Source organism: Paenibacillus sp. FSL H3-0329, assembly GCF_037963285.1.
Classification (GTDB): Bacteria; Bacillota; Bacilli; order Paenibacillales; family Paenibacillaceae; genus Paenibacillus_AQ; species Paenibacillus_AQ odorifer.
On record NZ_CP150150.1, the window covers coordinates 5,280,767 to 5,299,801 of the forward strand.

The following is a 19,035-nucleotide window of genomic DNA, read 5'->3' on the forward strand; positions in this document are numbered from 1 at the left end:
GGAGTGCGAAGCTCTAGAAACTCCACATCCGGCGGTCATACCGATGTTCTGCAAAACCTATACTTTCTAGTTCCTGTCCTGTTGATATAGTATATTCAGAAACTTCGAAAAAAGTTCCAACCCCACTTTAATTTGTTGAAGATGAGGTTGGAGTGTTCGTTGGGGTCGCTCCAGGGGATGCAGCCGGACTTGAAGAAGCAGTAGCTGCTTCCTGTACAGTGTACACCTTGGTCACATTCACACCATCTTTTTCTGTCACGTACGTAAACTTCGAGCTGTCCGCGGACCATTCACCAGAAATCCAATTTCCTTCTAGCGGATAAGAGTTTACGGCTAACCGTTCTTCCGCTGAGCCCCCTGGCGACTTCTTATAAATTACAAGCTGCAACCCAACAAATTCTATAGCATACTGACCATCAGGAGAAGTCCAGGTCTGCACATTAGGATCTTCAGAACTGCTTAAGCTCATAACTTCCCGTCCGTAGTCATATGGAAACTTTAAAGAATCCTCCATCGGTGGAGCAGAATCGGCTGCGCTGTCTGAATTCATATCAGCAGTTTGCTCCTTATTATCCACCTTTAGCTGATTGCTACTGGCGTTGCTAGAATCTGAATTTTGAGATTTCGTGGCGACATCCTGCCTTGGCGGAGCAATCTTCTCTGTCGGCTTAGGATCTACGCTTTGAGGCGGTTCAGTGATCGACCGCCCTCCAGCTCCCGCTCCCGCATCAGCTGCATCCGCCGGTGCACTTGGCATCGAGGCAGGGTCCACTGGTCCCGTCGCTCTATCTAAAGCGGCGTTATCTTCGTTCATCTCCGGTGCATCCATCTTAAACTGCGCAGCGCCCTCGTTCTCTCCACCAGCGGCAGGTGAAGCTCCATCAGAGTTAGCAGTAATAGAAGCTTGCGATTCCATTGCTGTATCCTTAGTATCATCGCTGGCTGTTTTAGCGCTATCCTGCATCCTTTGTTCCACTTCTGCCCCAGGCATTTTATCGGGCATATTAAATATTGCGATCCCTAATAGAACGGCAGCTGCAATAGCTCCAATGCCTGTCCGTGTTGCTATAGAGGTTCCCTTGGCAGGTTTACCGCGGGAGCTTTCACGTGAAAATGGGACAACAACCGGCTCCTCAGATCTCACAGCACTTTGTTCACGACTGCTTCGATCCAATTCTGCAAGCTGAGGTAAAATAGAGTCAACCAGACTAAACGGGGGTTTCACGTCTGGCAACTGCTCCAATTCATTGGAGAGAAGTGTCAGGCGCTCAAAGACTTCCGCGCAGGAAGGACAATTATCGATATGACGGAACATTTCAATAATCTCATCTTGACTCAAATCTTTGTCTAAATAGCGGTGCATCCATTCCATCACCTCCGCGCATTTCATCCCGATACACCACCTTTCTGGTACTCCTGAAGTCTATTCTGCAGTTGCTGTCTAGCCCGAAATAAGTATGATTTCACTGTATTCAAGGGCAAATCCAGACAATCTGCAATCTCGTTGTAAGAAAAATCCTGTAAATAGCGCAGGACGATGACTGTCCGATGATGCTCGGGCAATTGATCAATTGCTTCACGTATATCCTCAGCTAAATAAGAGGATAGAACCTCACGTTCCACATTGTGTTTATCCTGAAACACCATTTCATGTTCATCAATAGAAACTGTAGGTTTAGTTCTTCTGAATTTATCAATGCAAATGTTAGTGACGATTCGCTGAACCCACGTTTTGAACTGGGCCTTCTCCTCATATGAGCCGATTTTTGTATAAACCCGGATCAAGGCTTCCTGAGATGCATCTAACGCATCTTGTTCATTATGCAAAATGTAGAAGGCCGTTTTATATACATGTCCTTCAATTTCTCGCAATAGGGTGATTAGAGCGTCGCGATCGCCCGCTTGAGCGGCTCTGATGAGTCCCTGCTCCACCACGAAGGTTCCCCCTCTCTATGCAATCTTACTGACGCGCAAGACTGCGAATTTGTTGCAACCGTGTAATTAATATTTTTAGAATACCAAACTTTTCTTAGAACGTCATGTTAAGCCAGCCGTTACAACGCGCTATCCCGCATTGCACAGCCAATAATTCCTACTAAGCATACAGGGGAAACAACAATCATTCAAATACTCTTTTTCACTATCTTAGTAACAAAAATGACATCAAAAGAAACGGCCTATCCCCTTGTCGGAAATGAAGCCGTCTGTCTTAAATATTACCCTCCGGAATCGGGCAAGAAACTCTATTTATAGAGCGCAATTTTGCAGAGCATGAAGACCGCGTAGTTTTCCCTAGTCTCATCATCCACCACATAGGCTTCTCCATTCTCAAATAATTGAGGGTTATTGTAATTGCGCTCTAATCTGTAGATCTGCCCTTCCGTCACCTTACAACCATGGAATGCCGACTCAATTTCTACGTACTCAGCATCATCTTCATCCGCTGCTTGATACAGCGCTTTGTCATTATAAGCAGGCATATACTCACTCCCGGCTGGATAATAGATCCTGACGTTCAGTCCATGTATCACTACTCTTCTATTATATAGTTTATTATCTTTATCCCGATTCTATACTTTCTAAAAAGCATAGAATAAAAGGAATATGGACAGCTTAAAGAAAATCAACATAAAAAGGCTGCATGGCCAACATCTGTCAGCCACACAGCCTATAAATAAAAACGCGAATCTGGATTTCAATCTTCGTTCGAACTATACATTAAATCCCTTTTATCTCTTTAAACTTCGCCACATATTGGGCAGCAAGATCGGTAATCTGATCGTATCGGCCATTCTTCGCCGGTGCAGTCAAATTCCCCCCAATGCCCACAGCCATGCAGCCGTTTGCAATCCACTTCTCCATATTGTTCAAATCCACGCCACCGGTCGGCATAATATTCACATGTGGCATAGGACCTTTAACCGCTTTTACATAATCCGGACCGAAAGCACTGCCAGGGAACAGTTTAAGCACATCCACGCCGTACTTCAACGCTTCCTTCATTTCATTTAATGTCATGCAACCAGGCATATAGGGAATGCCGTAAAGATTACACATCTTAGCTGTCTCCACTTCAAAAGAGGGACTAACGACAAACTCTGAACCTGCAAGAATGGCTATTCTAGCTGTTAATGGGTCCAAGACAGTTCCGGCGCCAATCACCGCACGACTCCCGTACTCTGCAACCAATCTCTTAATCGCCACGTCCGCGTCTGGTGTAGTAAAAGTTACCTCAATATTATTTAGACCGCCTTCTATACAAGCAACGGACATCTTAAAAGCTTCCTCAGCACTATCTGCTCGAATAACCGCTACAACCCCGACGGATGCCACATTCTGTAATACTTTCATTTTCTTCATCAGTAGACTCCCTTTCTCTTGGTACGATCATAGATAAACAGGAAATACTTTTTTAGATAAACTTTTTTATTAAATTTACTAATTATTGCGTTTTGTTCTATAAGGAAATAGTAATAACAATACGATTAACAGTCAATACATTTTTACTACATCAGGTGGAAATAATCAATAAAATCTAATAAAAACCTTTATAAAACAAGGGTTTATGGAAACATTATTTTCTTTTTACGAAAAAAGTTTTTTGGTTAAAAATCATTCTTTTATTGTACAAAACCGATTTATGTGATAATTTCAAATTACAAATCATTATACTGGGATAAAATCATTACCCTAGGAGGAACTAAAAATGAGTAAACAGCTGGATGCCGTCACTTTCGGGGAGCCGATGGCGATGTTTTATGCGAATGAGGCCGGTCCTCTGCATGAAGTATTTTCGTTCTCCAAAGCATTAGCAGGTGCAGAAAGCAACGTGGCTACAGGCTTGTCGCGTTTGAATCATCCTACAGGTTATGTTACGAAGCTTGGCGAAGATAACTTTGGCACATTCATTGCTCAGGCGATGAAGAATGAGAACATTAATACGGACAATATTACTTTTACTAAAGAGTATTCAACAGGTATGCTTATCAAATCGAAAGTGGTTACCGGCGATCCAAAGGTCGAATACTTCCGCAAAAACTCCGCGGCCTCCACGCTTAGTTTGGAGGATTTTGACGAGGCCTACTTCAATTCCGCAGGACATCTGCATGTTACAAGTATCTCCGCCGCTTTGTCCAAGAACTGTCTTGAATTTTCTATTCACGCTATGGAATTTATGAAGAGTAAAGGAAAGACGATCTCTCTGGATCCTAATCTGCGTCCTAGCTTATGGCCGGATACAGAAACAATGGTGAGTACCATCAATGATCTGGCTACACGCTGCGACTGGTTCCTGCCGGGGCTCGGTGAAGGTAAAATCCTTACCGGACTGAGCACACCCGAAGAGATTGCTGACTATTACCTGGAGCGTGGCGTAAGCTTAGTCGTCATCAAGCTTGGCCCTGAAGGCGCTTACTATAAATCCTCTGCTGGGGAAGGTTACGTGGACGGATTCAAGGTGGAGCAGGTTGTTGATACGGTGGGTGCAGGTGATGGATTTGCGGTTGGCGTAATCAGTGCGATGCTGGAAAAGCTTCCGATTGCTGAGGCCGTCAAACGCGGCAATGCGATCGGTGCGTTAGCCGTCATGTCGCCAGGCGATATGGACGGACTTCCCACCCGTGAGGAACTTGCGAAGTTTATGCAACAAGAAGTCTAATAATCGCAAAAGAGCAGCGATTCTCCGTTATTGGAGGAGCGCTGCTCTGCTTTTTGGGTCGCTGATTGGCTGCTATGGCTATACTATGGTGCTATGGCTATGCTATTGCTATTGCTATTGCTATTGCTATTGCTATGCTTCAGCAGTGTAATCACGTACCCCTGGGGCTTTCGGACCCAGAAGACGCTATTTGCGATTTTTTTACCTTTGCGGCGTAGTCTCGGACTCCAGTGACGCTATTCCTTATGAAAAAGGGCATTTAGCATGTTTTCCATGCCGATAACTGCGATGGGGTCCGATAGTACTCCAAATATGGGATTATACTGCTTATAAGATCAGCTGAGTCTGATAGCGACTTCCTGCTCGAAAATATTACTCAATCAAACCCAAGTTTAGTGTTTAGATAAAGTTAGGTCCAATAAAAGGGGGAGTGCTCAACAAGCTAAGAAATAGCTGCTGGGCACTCCCCTTTTTATAGTTCGAACTTATTTGTAAGACTTCACCGACTGCCCTTGCTGCAAGGTCGGCGGGAAACGATATGTAATTGGAACAGAAGCTCCCTTATCCTCGATACAAGAGAGTATAATCTTGGCAGCCTGCATCCCCATCTCGTAAGCAGGCTGTCGGATTGTCGTAATGACCGGATTATATATTTGCGCGAATTCCGCATCATCTATCCCGATGACCGACAACTGTTCTGGAATAGAGATGGCATTTCGATTCGCATATTTCAGAATTTCCGCTAGTGTGATGTCGTTCGTAGCCAGCAACGCTGTCGGAGGCTCCGGCAGTGCTAATAAGTGTTCCAGCCCCGAAGCTAATTCCTCTTTGGATACACTGCAAATATACTCCTCACGCAGCGTTATGCCCGCTTCTTCCATCGCTTTTTTGTAGCCACTAATCCGCTCTTTCCGAGGGGTAATCGCATGCTCCCCAATTGGGAGGGACACCAGAGCAATCCGCTCATGACCTTGCTGTATTAGCTGCCCTACGCCTATCTTTGCCGCCATTTCATTGTCCAGCAGTAGACTCTGCGTGGTGATTCCATCTACCAGACGATCCATAAAGACTAGCGGAAAATCAGCCTCTATCAGCTTGCTATAGGCAGACGGGTTATTCCCTGTAGGAAAAATAATCAGCCCGTCCACCTGACGTGCGATTAAGGTTTCTACATACTTGCTTTCTTTCTCCGCATTCTCATCCGCGTTGCATATGATCACTTGGATTCCGTGATGCTGCAGCTCATTCTCAATCGCCCGGATACATTGGATTGACAGCGTATAGTCAATATTGGCTACGATGATCCCGACCATATGCGTCCGATTCTGCTTCAGACTGCGCGCCAGACCATTCGGCTGATAATTAAGCTCCTCAATTACTGCCTCAATCCGGTTTTTCGTCGCTTCACTCATATATTTAAAACGTTTGTTCAAAAATTGGGAGACCGTACTTTTCGAAACTCCCGCTTTTTGAGCCACATCATCAATCGTTAACTTCTTCATCGCTTCGGCTCCACTCTTCTCAAAAGAAAATACTTTATCAAAAAGTATAGCTTTTATTTAGTGATTTATCTACTAGGGAGTATTGTTCATATAATCCATATAAAGCTTATTTTGTTGCTCTTCGGATAAAAAAGCCCAATTCTCATCCAGCCACCCCAATCCAGCTTTCGTAAGAATATCCGCTTTACGTTGTTCCCCACCCACTTTATAATCCATAATTAATGTTTCTCCCTTAATCTCTTTAAAACCAATTGCTGTAGCAGGTGTTGGAATGCTCATGGTCTCCATATCATAAAGTACGGTTTTCTCTTTGTACTTTTTATCCCCTGCATGTTCTAAGTAACTAAGTACGAGTTGTCCATGCTCCTTATCAACAGCGATTAATGACTTGTATTCTAAAAGTGTATTATCGAAGGATGCAAGCGCTATTGGAACTACAGATTCTCCCGCCGCTGCTTTTTTAACATTAAGCATTGAAAATTTAACATCCTCATACATTCCTACACCAAGAGTCATTTTGAAGGAAATTAACAGGACGTAATCGCCTGCCCCAAAAAATCCACTCAAATATTGATACGTACTTGCCCCTCCCCCATAAAGAGGAAAAGTATAAATCCTAGTAGCCGAAGAAGCCGATAGCTCCGTCTGGTCCTTAGAGCTCAGGTAAAGAGTGAACGGTTCTGTAGGATGTGTGTACTTTGGCTTCTTGTAGTCAACCATCGGGGGTGGCGGCGACCAAAGAATTCCCGCTGTTGTCTCAACGGCATACGCTTTGCTCTTATCTCTGTTCATTGGCAAAGGCATGTAGTATTTCTTACTGCTAATCTCAAATTCTACTGGACTTGTCGGAGGCTCTAACGCTTTATCATTAGTTGCAGAACTAGAAGAAGGCAGTATGCCTGCGCCTTGTGACTGAACGGATGGCGAATGGATTGGCCCTGTGTTTTTCCATACACCCATAGGCAAGGTAAGCGCACCTATCAACAAAACCGTAGCCAGACTGGTTAGAAGCACATTTTTATTCATCCAATAACGTTTGTAACCTGAACTTTTATTCACAGCAGCCTGTTCGATCCGCATCATTAACTCAGGCGTGAAACCATCTTCAATGAAAGGTCTTTTGCCTGCTTCCGCATACCAATCCGTCTGCCCGATCATCACTGGATTACTATCATCCGCGTTGCGTTTCATTCCCTCTCCTCCTTCTGGATAGCCTCTTTAACCTTCTCTCTCGCCCGCGCGAGCCGAGATTTCACGGTTCCTTGTGCTACATTCAGCAAATCTGACATTTCGGCAATGGATAATCCATGTTGAATATCTAGCACAAGCACCTCTCTGTTCTTCTCTGGAAGGGTCATAATAATTTCCCAGATACGGTTCGCATACTGATTGCCGAGAGCTTCTTTTTCCGCAGAAGGAGCATTAACAGTAGTAGGTTGATCGCCCAAAGCTATGAATCTGCGCCAAAAGCTATTTTTGCTCCAACTGAAGGCCGTATTTCTGGTAATTGTAAGCAGCCAGGTTTTCATAGAAGATTGACCCCGGTATTTCCCAACATTCTTATACGCCTTCAAAAATACTTCTTGGCTGATATCATTTGCCTGCTCTCGACTTCTAGTTAAGAAAAAAGCATAATTCCACACATCCGAGCCATACGCCTCCATCATTTCCCGCAAACTCATTGCGGGCGCGTACGCTGCTGTATATGGTATATCTTCGCTTAGCATGTTTCGCCTCACCCCTTGCCTAATAAGACTTTCCAAACTTGAAAAAGTTCCCTCTAAAATAAAAAAATAGGTCATTCATTAAAAAACACCACTAGTGAACGTTTTAAGCGTTCACTAGTGGTGTGCGGATATTTTAAAGAGAGCTGAATTTCTCCTCCAGCCGCCGTGCAAGCTCATCGTCCGGTAACGGATTACGATGCGTATTTTCCAGATAGATATGCTTTTCAGTCTCGGGCATCAAATATTCCTTATACCATAAAAACATATCCGGACTATCCCCCTGAATCCGCAAAAATTTGCGGGCTGTTTCTACATGATCTATAGTGTTGGCAATATTGGTCAACCAATCAGCCCGATAAAAATGCTTCCACTGACCGATCTCTGCCCGTAAAAGAGCCTGCTGGCCCTCCTTATAATCCCAAACCGCATGAGAAGCTTCGATAAACGCCTCTGGAAATCGCTCTTCTTGGTAACACATATACGCCTGGCAAAGAGAGGCTAACCCTCTGCACCCGCTCCAATGCAGCTCAATTTGAACTAGCAGTTGAACGTGCAGCCTGTTTCGCTCTTTTTCGGGTAAAAGTTCCATCACCTCTAGGCACTGCTTTCGCAGCAGATACCAGACTAGTACAACTCGCTCAGCTCGATCCCTGAACCATCGAACCTGCTCTACAAAAGGAACATCCCCTGCGGCCCAGCGCAGACGTTCATCGCTCTCCGTCTTATTTTGCAGCCAATGCCCTATAATCTGCCTTGCCGGATGATGATAGAATTCATCGCCTGCGCGGTCGTCAGCATTAGGACCATATACTATGGTGTTTTTGAAGTAGCTTTTGTACAATTGGGCAATTCGCCCCTGCTGCGCTGTGTAGAAACGGTTAACGAAGGTCTGAAGCTGTTCATCAGCATCTGCTGTTCCATCCATCCACAACTTTGCTGTCAGATCTAATGTATAGAGATGAGGCAAAATATTCCCTGAATTCACCAGCAGATATTCACTAGCCCCTGCCGCAAATGCACCCTGTAATTCCTCCACTATAAAGGACGGATCCGTAGGGAATTGTGTTAGATGATTGGAGGCCTGCAAATCGTGGAAGGTGACGTGGTAATATACCCCGTTTTTGCCTTGATCACCTGCCTCGGGTAGAGCAGGCACGCGCAGATTCAGATGGCCATGTCGTCGCGACACCATTTTGCCGTATCCGTTATCCGCCCATATTTTAATAACACCTTCTGGAACTTCGATCTTTCCCTGTTTATACAGCTCCGCAATTTCTCCGTACATCGCCATACAGCACACAGGCTGGTCCACATATTCACAGATCATATCGTATTGCTTGCGAACCACAAATGAGATCAAATCGCCCCGTTTCTCCGGAGTATCAAAAGAGGGGTCATTCTCCCAAAATGGTTTATCGCCCTGTCCGCGGAAGGAGAGCACCCAGAGTGTTTTTTCATCTTTTTGCCGCTCGATGGCTTCTCTCCACAGCTGTTCAAACAATTCTGGATATTCTTTATAGCTAGCCAGCTTGCCCGGAAAAGCACGTAGGAACATTTGCGCGCCAAGCGGCTCCGCATGATGATGTGTGATCCACAGTCCCATATCTACCGCAAGCTGATGATGAACTCCGTCTCTCGGCAAATCCGTCCCCGGGATTACCATATTTCCACCACAGCGCAGCAGCGCTTCAAAAACAGGCTCCCATACCTCCGCCGTCGGAGGATAATCCTCCTTCCAGCCAATAAGACACACTTCATCATTCACGAACCAACCTCGGTAACGTACCTTTGGCTGAATGCTGTTGTAGTCAGAAACAGGCAGATTGATCGCATCTTTCTTAGCAGGAGGAAGCTCCGCCCAGAACCAGAAGGGATCGACACCAAGCACGTGGCGGCTGTAATGAAGCATCCCATAAATAATGCCCAATTCATCACGGCCGATAATATGCAGGACCCGATCCTCTTCACTACCTGCAAAATGCAAACAAAAACCCTCTGCCCATTCCGGGCAGCCATCATCCTGTGTTGCATAACGAATAATTACAGTAGCTGCTGCTCCTTGTAACGGAGCTTTTCCGAACACCTGCTCATGATCTCTGGCGATCATTCGCCAAGCATGTCCAATTGGATTACTACATTCCACTTGAACATCGTATACACTTTCCGCTGTGACTCTAAATTCTGCATATGTATTCACTATCGCTTCATCTCCTAATTCGCTACAAAACACGGAGGACATAAGCTTCTCACCACCGGGCTTTGAAACATAGTTTAAATAGGCATAGAGTTTACCAGAATCTTCTATCTCTATTATAAAGCGTTTACATAGATTGTGCATGCACGCGTAATAATTACTGGAGGAGGACGGCGGTTACTGGAGCTGGAGCTACTGCATTAGAGCAGTTGGTGCTAGACAGGACAACAGTTACGACAGTTACTGCAATAGAGCAGCTGGTGCTAGAAAGGGACTACAGTTACTGCATTAGAGCAGGTGGTGCTAGACAGGGACTACAGTTACTGCATTAGAGCAGCTGGTGCTAGACAGGCACAACAGTTACATTATTAGAGCAGCTGGTGCTAGACAGGACAACAGTTACGTTATTAGAGCAGCTGGTGCTAGAACAAATGGACTGGGATCATCAGCAAGTAACAGGAACTTATGCGAAAGTTAGTATCGCTACAACGATAATATGTAACTGAGATGCTTTGATATGTTCATATGGAGCGTTCAATTGCACTTTGTGCAACTAAAAAAGATCTTTCCAGCTCATAAAGTGATTTAGTTGCACTTCATGCAACTATTTCTGCTCAAAATTAGAGAAATAGGCGTTTTTCCAGATTTTAAGTGTACAAAGTGCAACTAAATGAAGATCCAGCTACTTTAAGGTGCGATCTATTGCACAAAGTGCAACTAAACAAGGTTTTAGATTTTATAGTGGTGTAAAAGACCACGAAAGGAGCTTTAAAGGGGCTTTAAAGGAGCTTTAAAGGAGCTTTATAGAGTCTGCGAAAATTAACATACACCACCCAGCACTCAATCACATTACTCTACTACCTTCCTTAATCCGCTCCCTCCGCCAACTTATGACGCACCATAATCCCGTCGGCCCGCACACGCATCTGGATCTCTCCCTGCTGATCCGTTCTAAAAATAGCAGCTTGATTAACTTCCAAACGTTCCAATACCTCAGCTTTCGGATGACCATATAGATTATTTACTCCCGCAGAAATCACCGCAGCCGATGGATGCCAGAACTGCAGCCAAGACTCGCCTGTTGAAGTTTTGCTCCCATGGTGAGCTACTTTTAAAACGTCAATGGCAGGTCCTGCGTTAATACCCTTTTGCAGTGCTTGCTGCACAATCTCCTCCTCGGCTTCCAGATCCATATCTCCGGTAAATAGAAAATTCCTTCCGTTCATCTCTAAACGAAAAACTACAGAATCGTGGTTCTGATCCTCTAGCATTGGGATGCCATTCAGCATAGAAGAACCTGACGCTGCTCCCTCTCTATCTTGTTCCTCCGGCCATAAAAAGGACAGCTTTGTCTTATCATCCGGGGAAAGCCTCATTCCCTGATGCACGGCATACAGTTGAACATTGTTCTCCAGCGCAGTCCGCATCATCTCCATATAAGATTCACGATCAGCGAGTGTGCCATTAAATAGCAGTGCCGAGACCGGAATCGCCTCCATAACGGCTTGGAGTCCACCGGCGTGATCCTGATCCCCATGGGTCAAAATAATCGCGTCCAGACGGTGGATCCCACGTTTTTTAAGCAAGGGCACCAACACTTTAGCCCCTACCTCGAACGGGCTGCGGCGAATCCGCCATTCTTCTTTTTGCCCAAAATTTAACGTTCCTCCACCATCTACAAGAATATGAGCTCCTTTTGGTGTAGTGATGAGGATACTGTCGCCTTGCCCGATATCCAGATAACTAATCGTCCCTTTACCTTCCATTCTTTCTGACTGATAACCCTTGTACAGCATTAGGCCCAGTCCAACCGCAGATAGTAGAACAATCGCTCCGCTCCAACGTACAAACATAGGCGCATCCAAAAAATACTGTGCGCTCCCCGCTCCCCCAAACCCGCCGTGCTTGTTCACAGGTAAACCAATCTCAGCTAACGGCTTCGTCTCATCCTCCATATACTGCGGTGTTGCGCGGGCTTCCATTCTTAGCTTGGCAGCATACAACAGCCCGTACAACAAGACATAATACACTCCGATCCACAGCAGTGAAGGCGAGCGCCAAATCAAAACTCCACCAGCAAAACCATTGATCCATTCAACCGCATAAAAAGTAACGTTATTCAGCAGCTCCGTAATATGTGCCAAAAAAATTGCAGCATCTCCCCACAATCGTCCAAGCAGTAGCGCCAGCGTTCCTAAAGGCAATACAATAAAAGTAATAAAGGGCACAAAAACCAGATTAGCCACTAAAGACAGCAGCGAAAATTGATTAAAATAATAGATCGTCAATGGAAATGAGACCAACTGGGCAACTAGAGTCACAGAGACGGCGCTTTTAAGCCAGCGTGGCAGTGCCCTCAGCAGAGGGTCCATAAGCGGAACGTAGACCATTAATCCTAAGGTCACCAGAAATGACAACTGGAAACTGACACTGAGCAGCATGTAAGGATTCCAAATCAGCATAACCAGTGCCGCTGCAGCCAAAATATTCAGTCCATCCTTCAGCATGCCAACTCGTGCAGCGAGCAATGCAATCATACTCATTAATCCCGCACGTACGATAGACGGACCCGCACCTGTCAAAAGGACGTATATGGGAACGAGCACTAAGGTGACTGTTAGCGTGGTCTCTTTTGTCATCCGTAAGCGCCTGAATATAAATAAAAGAACACCAACATACACTGCAACATGCATGCCTGAAATGGCGAGGATATGTGTCAACCCAAGTTGTGAGAACTGCTTAAAGGTATCCGGATCGAGATCATCCTGCATCCCAATCACCAAACCCTTCATATATCCAGAGTGGCGCTCTTGAAACAGCCGATCCGTCTCTGCTCCAAGAACTGCCCGCGCTTTATCATTCCAGCGTAAGATCATTAACGGACGCCATGAATCTGGAGCCGTTGCTTGCACGTTCTCTGCCCCCTGACCCTTTAGAAGCCAGTGGATCTTCTGCGTATGTAAATAGGCTCGATAATCAAACCCTCCGTAATTCCGCGCTGTCGCTGGCTCTTCAAGTACACCGTTTAGCGACACCTGATCCCCTCTGCGCCACTCCGCGGCAATAGCGATTTCTTGCTCGGCAAGAAGTTTGATCTGCACCATAATTAACTCCCCATGCCCCCTTTTATCTTGTTCGTCCCGCGGATCAGGCGAAGCGGCCTCTTCCTCAGTAATCAACGATAACTCTGAGAGCTTCATCGTAAAATCAACCCGGTCCCCGTCCCGTTCCACAACGGAAATAATCGTCCCCTTAGCCTCCACGGCAGTCTCATTCAACTCCGAAAATAATTTCCCCAGCACTTCAGGCAGGTGACTTACATTGCGGCCTTCATTCCATTCCCAATATCCAGCGGATATAATAATCGCCAAACAAAATACCGCCAGCTGTTTCCAGCTCATGTTCACCCAAACTCTCATACTAACCAGTAACAATAGTAATCCAGCCCCCGCCAACCACAAGCTAATCCCTGAGTATAAACACGCTGCTGCACTTCCAGTCACCCAACACACTGTAAAACTTAATAAGGGTCTCTCCTTCACGCCTCCATTCTCCTCCTTTCGCAAGATAAAAAAAGAACCTCTGCATACGCCATAAAAGCGTACGAGAGGTTCTTCCTCAAGTCATCTTATTCAATTAGGGTTGTACAATACAGCTAATCCGCTACTTTAATCATCGTTTCACTTGGCGGCTCATAATTTTCCAATTGGCGAAATACGATGCCTTTGGCAGCCATCATTGCCTCTACCTTTTCCATATCCTTACGGTAAGGACGATAATACACAATCTCCACAATACCGCTATTAGCCAGCATATTTGCACAGGTCCAGCAAGGCTCATCCGTCACATAGACGGTGCTGCCTTCCCGGTCAATCCGGTCTGTGAATAGCAAAAGATTCTGTTCCGCATGAATCGTGCGAATGCAGCGCTGTTTCTTCACCATAGTCTCTACGCCATCCACGATCTCCATCTCATATTGCTCCGAGAGCATACAACCTGCCTCTGAGCAATCAGGTACGCCCATTGGCGCCCCATTGTACGCGGTACCAAGCAGCTTTTTGCCTTGCACCAGCACAGCACCTACATGTCGTCGTGAGCAGCGTGAACGAGTTGAGACCATACAGGCAATGTCCATGAAATAAGTATCCCAGTCTTTACGATAGGCAGTAGTCATAATCAATCTCCATATCCTTCTAAATAGTTGTTAACTATTGTAGCACATCCCCGCAAGTTTTCACTAGGACAACGGTTGTGGCACTTCCAACGATCTTCATTTCCTATTTATCTTCAAAATATTACTAAAGCTTTTAACTTCTCCAGCATTTTAGGTCCTATCCCCTTTACCTTCCCCAGATCAGATAGGCTGCGAAAGGTCCCTACACGGTTGCGGTAATCCATAATTGCCTGAGCCTTCTTTTCTCCGATGCCCGGAAGATCCATCAGCTCCTTAACACCCGCAGTATTCACATTTACTTTACCTTCCTGTGAAGCTGCTGATGCGGAAAGCTCAGTCGCCTCCTTAGCCGCAACAGCTTTATCCCCTGCCGACGTTTGCTTCCCTGCAATGTTTGGCGTTTGAACTTCTGCCCCTGTTGGTGTTTGACCTTCTGCCGTTGGTGTTTGGCCCGCTCCTTTTGCTCGCTCCCCCGCAGCGGCTGCCGTAGCTTTTTCATCTGCCGAAGTTTGGACAGCTTGTTCTGCTTGTTCAGCTTGTTCAGCCTCCTTAACCTTCTCACCGTCTTCAACATTCCCAGCAGCTTCAGCCTGCCCTGCATCTTTCTCTAAATGTTGCTTATTTCCTTTCGTCTGATGACCTCCCTCACTGCCCCCAGCAGCTGGAGCGTCACCAGACTCAGCGCTTCCAACAGCTTGCTCCATACCAACATTCAAAGTCTCCCACCCGGCAATCCCGGAATCGCCCTTGCTTCCCGCCGCCCAGAATAGCCCACTTCCTATTACAGCAGCAGCCACTCCGAGCACGATACTCCCTTTATTCATATCACTTTCCTCCTCACAAAAATTCTTCTTATGCCTTTTTGTGAATCTTCATACATTCCTGCGGCTGGAAACTCCTTTAATAATTCATACAAAACCTGTCATCTGTCCAAGTCTATCCTGCATACATATAACGAAGAGCATTCATGTCAGTTAGTAAAAAAGCAACGCTAGAAAGGAGGAACCACAGGTGAAAGTAGGATTTATCGGAACAGGCAGCATGGGCAGCCTGCTGATTGACGCCTTTCTTTCTTCCGGAGCCCTGAATCCGTGCGATGTACTCGCCAGCAACCGCAGTCTGAATAAACTGCTGGAGCTAGAAGATCGTCATCCCGGCATAAACTTATGCGGAAGCAATAGTGAAACAGCGACTGGAAGTGACATTGTTTTTTTATGTGTAAAACCGCTGGAATTCAAAACCTTAACAGATGAGATTGGCCCTTATCTCCGCAGCGATCAAATCGTCGTATCCATTACAAGTCCCGTTCAATTGCAACATCTGGAATCCGCTTTGCCGTCCAAAATAGCCAAGATCATCCCCAGCATTACACACTGTGTCAAAAGTGGGACATCACTGTGCATATTTGGCAGCAGGCTTAATAAAGAAGACAGGCTTGTGCTGCTGCAGCTGTTGTCTTTCATAGGTGTTCCTTTGGAAATTCAAGAGGCCCATACCCGAATCGCTTCTGATTTCTCCAGCTGCGGACCTGCGTTCTTGAGCTATTTCATTGAACGCTGGATTGAAGCTGCGGTGGAAGTTACCGGGATTGAAGAGACGTTAATCAGCCGGCTTGCAGGTGAAATGCTGCTTGGAACAGGCAAGCTGCTAACAGAAGGAGAATTCACCCCGCAAGAGCTCCAAGAACGTGTAGCTGTCCGTGGCGGGATTACCGCAGAGGCACTGAACCATCTTCGCATTAGCCTTGAGGGCGTATTCGAACGTCTCATCATGACTACGCATGATAAATACGATGAGGATGTCACCAAGCTGGATGCGCTATTTGGGCATGACGGTATTATTCAAAGTCCTGTAGACCGTTAGAAAACAATAAAACCCGCAGCACGGAGTTCTCCGTTGCTGCGGGCATTATTGCGTTCTTCGCTTAACCCACTACGATATTTACAAGCTTGCCAGGAACCGCAATGATCTTGCGTACGGTTTTACCTTCTACTGCTGCACTCACATTCGGGAGTGACAACGCATGAGCTTGCATCTCTTCTTGACCCATATCCTGCGGGATCAACGCGCGTTGTACGATTTTACCATTTACCTGAATAACGATTTCAACCTCAGCATCCACCGTCCATGCTTCATCATACGTTGGCCAAGCCACGTAGCTGATACTTCCTTCGTGACCGAGCAGCTGCCACAGCTCTTCAGCGATGTGAGGCGCCAGTGGTGACAACATTTGTACGAAGTGTTCAGCAGCTTCTTGGGACAAAGTTTCTTGCTTATAAGCATCGTTAATAAAAATCATCAACTGGCTAATTGAGGTATTGAAACGCAGATGCTCGAAATCATCAGTGACCTTCTTAATGGTCTTGTGCCAAGTGCGTTTGAACTCGTCAGTGCCACCGTCTGCTGTGATTTTGGTGCTCAGCTTACCATCTTCACTCACGAACAGGCGCCATACACGGGACAAGAAACGGTGAACTCCTTCTACACCCTTTTCATTCCAAGGTTTGGTTGCTTCCAGAGGGCCCATAAACATTTCATACACACGTAGTGTATCTGCACCAAAAGCTTCCACAATCTCATCCGGGTTGATGACATTTCCGCGTGATTTACTCATTTTTTCATTATTATTTCCAAGAATCATACCTTGGTTAACCAGCTTATGGAAAGGTTCTTTTGTTTCAACAACGCCGAGATCATAAAGCACCTTGTGCCAAAAACGTGCATAGAGCAAGTGAAGCACGGCATGCTCCGCTCCACCAATATACAGATCTACTGGAAGCCATGCTTTTTGCTTCTCAGGGGAGCACAGCTCTTGATCGTTTTTCGGATCAATATAACGCAGGTAATACCAGCAGCTGCCCGCCCATTGCGGCATGGTGTTCGTCTCGCGGCGAGCCTTCATGCCAGTCTCAGGATCAATAGTTTCCACCCACTCTGTTACATTCGCAAGTGGAGATTCCCCTGTACCCGAAGGTTTGATCGCATCTACATCCGGCAGTACCAGCGGCAGCTGATCAACCGGAACAGTCTTCATTGTGCCGTCTTCCAAATGCAGAATTGGAATGGGCTCTCCCCAGTAGCGTTGGCGGCTAAACAGCCAGTCACGCAGACGATAGGTTACTTTGCCTTTACCTACGCCCTTTTCTTCCAACCAAGCAATCATCTTCGCAATCGCTTCTTCATTCTTGAGTCCATTCAGGAAATCAGAATTGACATGCGGACCATCTCCGGAATAAGCCTCTTCTTCAACGTTGCCGCCTTGAACGACTTCCACGATATTCAGGCCGAATTGTTTAGCAAATTCCCAGTCGCGTGTATCGTGACCCGGAACTGCCATGATTGCTCCCGTTCCGTAACCAGCAAGCACATAATCTGCAATCCAGATTGGCGCCTTCGCACCATTCACAGGATTAATTGCATATGCGCCTGTGAAGACACCGCTCTTCTCTTTTGCCAAATCCGTACGCTCCAGATCGCTTTTACGAGAAGCTTTTTCACGATATTCTGCCACAGCAGCACGCTGAGCTTCAGTGGTAATTACATCAACAAGCTCATGCTCTGGTGCCAGTACGCAGTAACTTGCTCCGAACAGTGTATCTGGACGTGTAGTAAACACGGTCAGGTTAGCCTTGTGACCTTCAATGTTAAAGTTCACTTCTGCACCTGTTGATTTCCCGATCCAGTTGCGCTGCATATCCTTGATGCTTTCGGACCAATCCAGTTCTTCCAGATCCTCCAGCAAACGCTCAGCGTACTCTGTAATTCTCAGAATCCATTGACGCATCGGTTTGCGCACGACCGGGTGACCGCCGCGCTCACTTTTACCATCGATAACCTCTTCGTTGGCAAGTACCGTACCCAGTGCCTCACACCAGTTAACAGGTACTTCTGCTACATAAGCCAGGCCTTTGTTATACAACTGGATAAAAATCCATTGTGTCCATTTATAATAATCCGGATCTGTCGTGCTGATCTCGCGGTCCCAATCGTAGGAGAAACCCAGCGATTTGATCTGACGGCGGAAATTATCAATGTTCTTATCGGTAAAATCACGTGGATGCTGGCCGGTATCCATCGCATACTGCTCTGCCGGAAGTCCAAAAGCATCCCAGCCCATCGGATGCAATACATTGAAACCGCGCATCCGCTTGTAGCGAGAAACGATATCCGTTGCTGTGTAACCCTCTGGATGACCTACGTGCAGTCCTGCACCTGAAGGATACGGAAACATATCCAGTGCATAAAAATTGGGTTTTTCAGGATCTTCTCCTGTCTTAAAGCTTTTGTTCTCATCCCAGAACTTTTGCCATTTCGGCTCAATAGTCTGCGCCCGGTAACCACCAGCGGGTGTGCTATTTGTTTGATTGTCGCTCATTGTCTGCTCCTCCTTGGAGTGTTACTTCTTAGATTTCTTATTTCTTAACCAAGCATATACACCTTCGGTGTCCTTATAAGGACGGTAAGCGTTTATGCGGGAAATATAAGACATGAAGTATTGCGTGAAACGTATACTCTCTTATATTTACAAAAAAACCTCCCATCCCTAGCGTATTATCGCTAGGGACGAGAGGTTATAATTCCCGTGGTACCACCCTAGTTAGCGGCGAATATACTTTATTCTGCCACTCACTTTGCACCCTTTAGCGGGGGTGAGGCGACGGCGGTTCATTCATGACATCCATTATCTCTTATGGATATCCTGTAAACTTGCACCGTTACTCCGAGGTGAGTTCACTCTGTTCCGTTAACCGACTCGCACCTTAGTGTCGGCTCTCTGCAAT

Annotated in this window: 14 protein-coding genes; 2 read left to right on the forward strand and 12 right to left on the reverse strand. The window is 46.1% G+C overall.

Going from position 1 to position 19,035, the window contains the following annotated elements; translation table 11 throughout:
- Window positions 1–127: 127 nt before the first annotated feature.
- From NSQ66_RS23385 to NSQ66_RS23400, 4 genes are all read right to left on the reverse strand, one after another.
- Window positions 128–1,390: a zf-HC2 domain-containing protein gene (locus NSQ66_RS23385; protein ID WP_076099001.1), complete on the reverse strand. Its 1,263-nt coding sequence runs from the start codon at window positions 1,388–1,390 to the stop codon at window positions 128–130.
- Window positions 1,387–1,935 (reverse strand): sigma-70 family RNA polymerase sigma factor, encoded by a 549-nt coding sequence (locus tag NSQ66_RS23390; protein ID WP_036677530.1) that lies wholly within the window; start codon window positions 1,933–1,935, stop codon window positions 1,387–1,389. Before NSQ66_RS23390 ends, NSQ66_RS23385 begins: the two co-directional genes overlap by 4 nt.
- A 308-nt stretch (window positions 1,936–2,243) precedes the next feature.
- A complete protein-coding gene (locus tag NSQ66_RS23395) occupies window positions 2,244–2,480 on the reverse strand; it encodes a hypothetical protein (protein ID WP_036677533.1) in 237 nt (78 codons plus the stop codon).
- 238 nt (window positions 2,481–2,718) lie between these two features.
- Window positions 2,719–3,360, reverse strand: coding sequence for a bifunctional 2-keto-4-hydroxyglutarate aldolase/2-keto-3-deoxy-6-phosphogluconate aldolase (locus tag NSQ66_RS23400; protein ID WP_038572952.1), 642 nt, complete (start codon window positions 3,358–3,360; stop codon window positions 2,719–2,721).
- 346 nt (window positions 3,361–3,706) lie between these two features.
- Between NSQ66_RS23400 and NSQ66_RS23405 the strand changes: the two genes are divergently transcribed.
- On the forward strand, window positions 3,707–4,657 hold the full coding sequence (locus NSQ66_RS23405; protein WP_036677538.1) for a sugar kinase: 951 nt from the start codon (window positions 3,707–3,709) through the stop codon (window positions 4,655–4,657).
- Window positions 4,658–5,142: 485 nt separating this feature from the next.
- On the opposite strand, the gene NSQ66_RS23410 is transcribed toward NSQ66_RS23405, so the two are convergent.
- From NSQ66_RS23410 to NSQ66_RS23440, 7 genes are all read right to left on the reverse strand, one after another.
- On the reverse strand, window positions 5,143–6,159 hold the full coding sequence (locus tag NSQ66_RS23410; protein WP_038572957.1) for a LacI family DNA-binding transcriptional regulator: 1,017 nt from the start codon (window positions 6,157–6,159) through the stop codon (window positions 5,143–5,145).
- 72 nt (window positions 6,160–6,231) lie between these two features.
- Window positions 6,232–7,350 carry a hypothetical protein gene (locus NSQ66_RS23415; RefSeq protein WP_076141553.1) on the reverse strand — a complete coding sequence of 373 codons (1,119 nt, stop codon included), beginning with the start codon at window positions 7,348–7,350 and terminating at the stop codon, window positions 6,232–6,234.
- Window positions 7,347–7,841: an RNA polymerase sigma factor gene (locus NSQ66_RS23420; protein ID WP_232061440.1), complete on the reverse strand. Its 495-nt coding sequence runs from the start codon at window positions 7,839–7,841 to the stop codon at window positions 7,347–7,349. Before NSQ66_RS23420 ends, NSQ66_RS23415 begins: the two co-directional genes overlap by 4 nt.
- 178 nt (window positions 7,842–8,019) lie before the next feature.
- Window positions 8,020–10,083 (reverse strand): glycosyl hydrolase 115 family protein, encoded by a 2,064-nt coding sequence (locus NSQ66_RS23425; RefSeq protein ID WP_235219399.1) that lies wholly within the window; start codon window positions 10,081–10,083, stop codon window positions 8,020–8,022.
- 863 nt (window positions 10,084–10,946) lie between these two features.
- Window positions 10,947–13,622: a ComEC/Rec2 family competence protein gene (locus NSQ66_RS23430; RefSeq protein ID WP_076141552.1), complete on the reverse strand. Its 2,676-nt coding sequence runs from the start codon at window positions 13,620–13,622 to the stop codon at window positions 10,947–10,949.
- 113 nt (window positions 13,623–13,735) lie between these two features.
- Entirely contained in the window at window positions 13,736–14,254 is a 519-nt protein-coding gene (locus tag NSQ66_RS23435) for a dCMP deaminase family protein (protein WP_036677545.1), read from the reverse strand.
- A 113-nt stretch (window positions 14,255–14,367) separates the two neighbouring features.
- Window positions 14,368–15,078: a ComEA family DNA-binding protein gene (locus NSQ66_RS23440; protein ID WP_076141551.1), complete on the reverse strand. Its 711-nt coding sequence runs from the start codon at window positions 15,076–15,078 to the stop codon at window positions 14,368–14,370.
- Between the two features lie 187 nt (window positions 15,079–15,265).
- Here NSQ66_RS23440 and comER point away from each other — a divergent pair, with 187 nt between their 5' ends.
- Window positions 15,266–16,117: a late competence protein ComER gene (comER, locus tag NSQ66_RS23445; protein WP_036677548.1), complete on the forward strand. Its 852-nt coding sequence runs from the start codon at window positions 15,266–15,268 to the stop codon at window positions 16,115–16,117.
- Between the two features lie 61 nt (window positions 16,118–16,178).
- On the opposite strand, the gene leuS is transcribed toward comER, so the two are convergent.
- The gene (gene leuS, locus NSQ66_RS23450) at window positions 16,179–18,629 is read right to left on the reverse strand and encodes a leucine--tRNA ligase (RefSeq protein ID WP_076141550.1); all 2,451 of its coding nucleotides are present in this window, start codon (window positions 18,627–18,629) and stop codon (window positions 16,179–16,181) included.
- Between the last annotated feature and the right edge of the window lie 406 nt (window positions 18,630–19,035).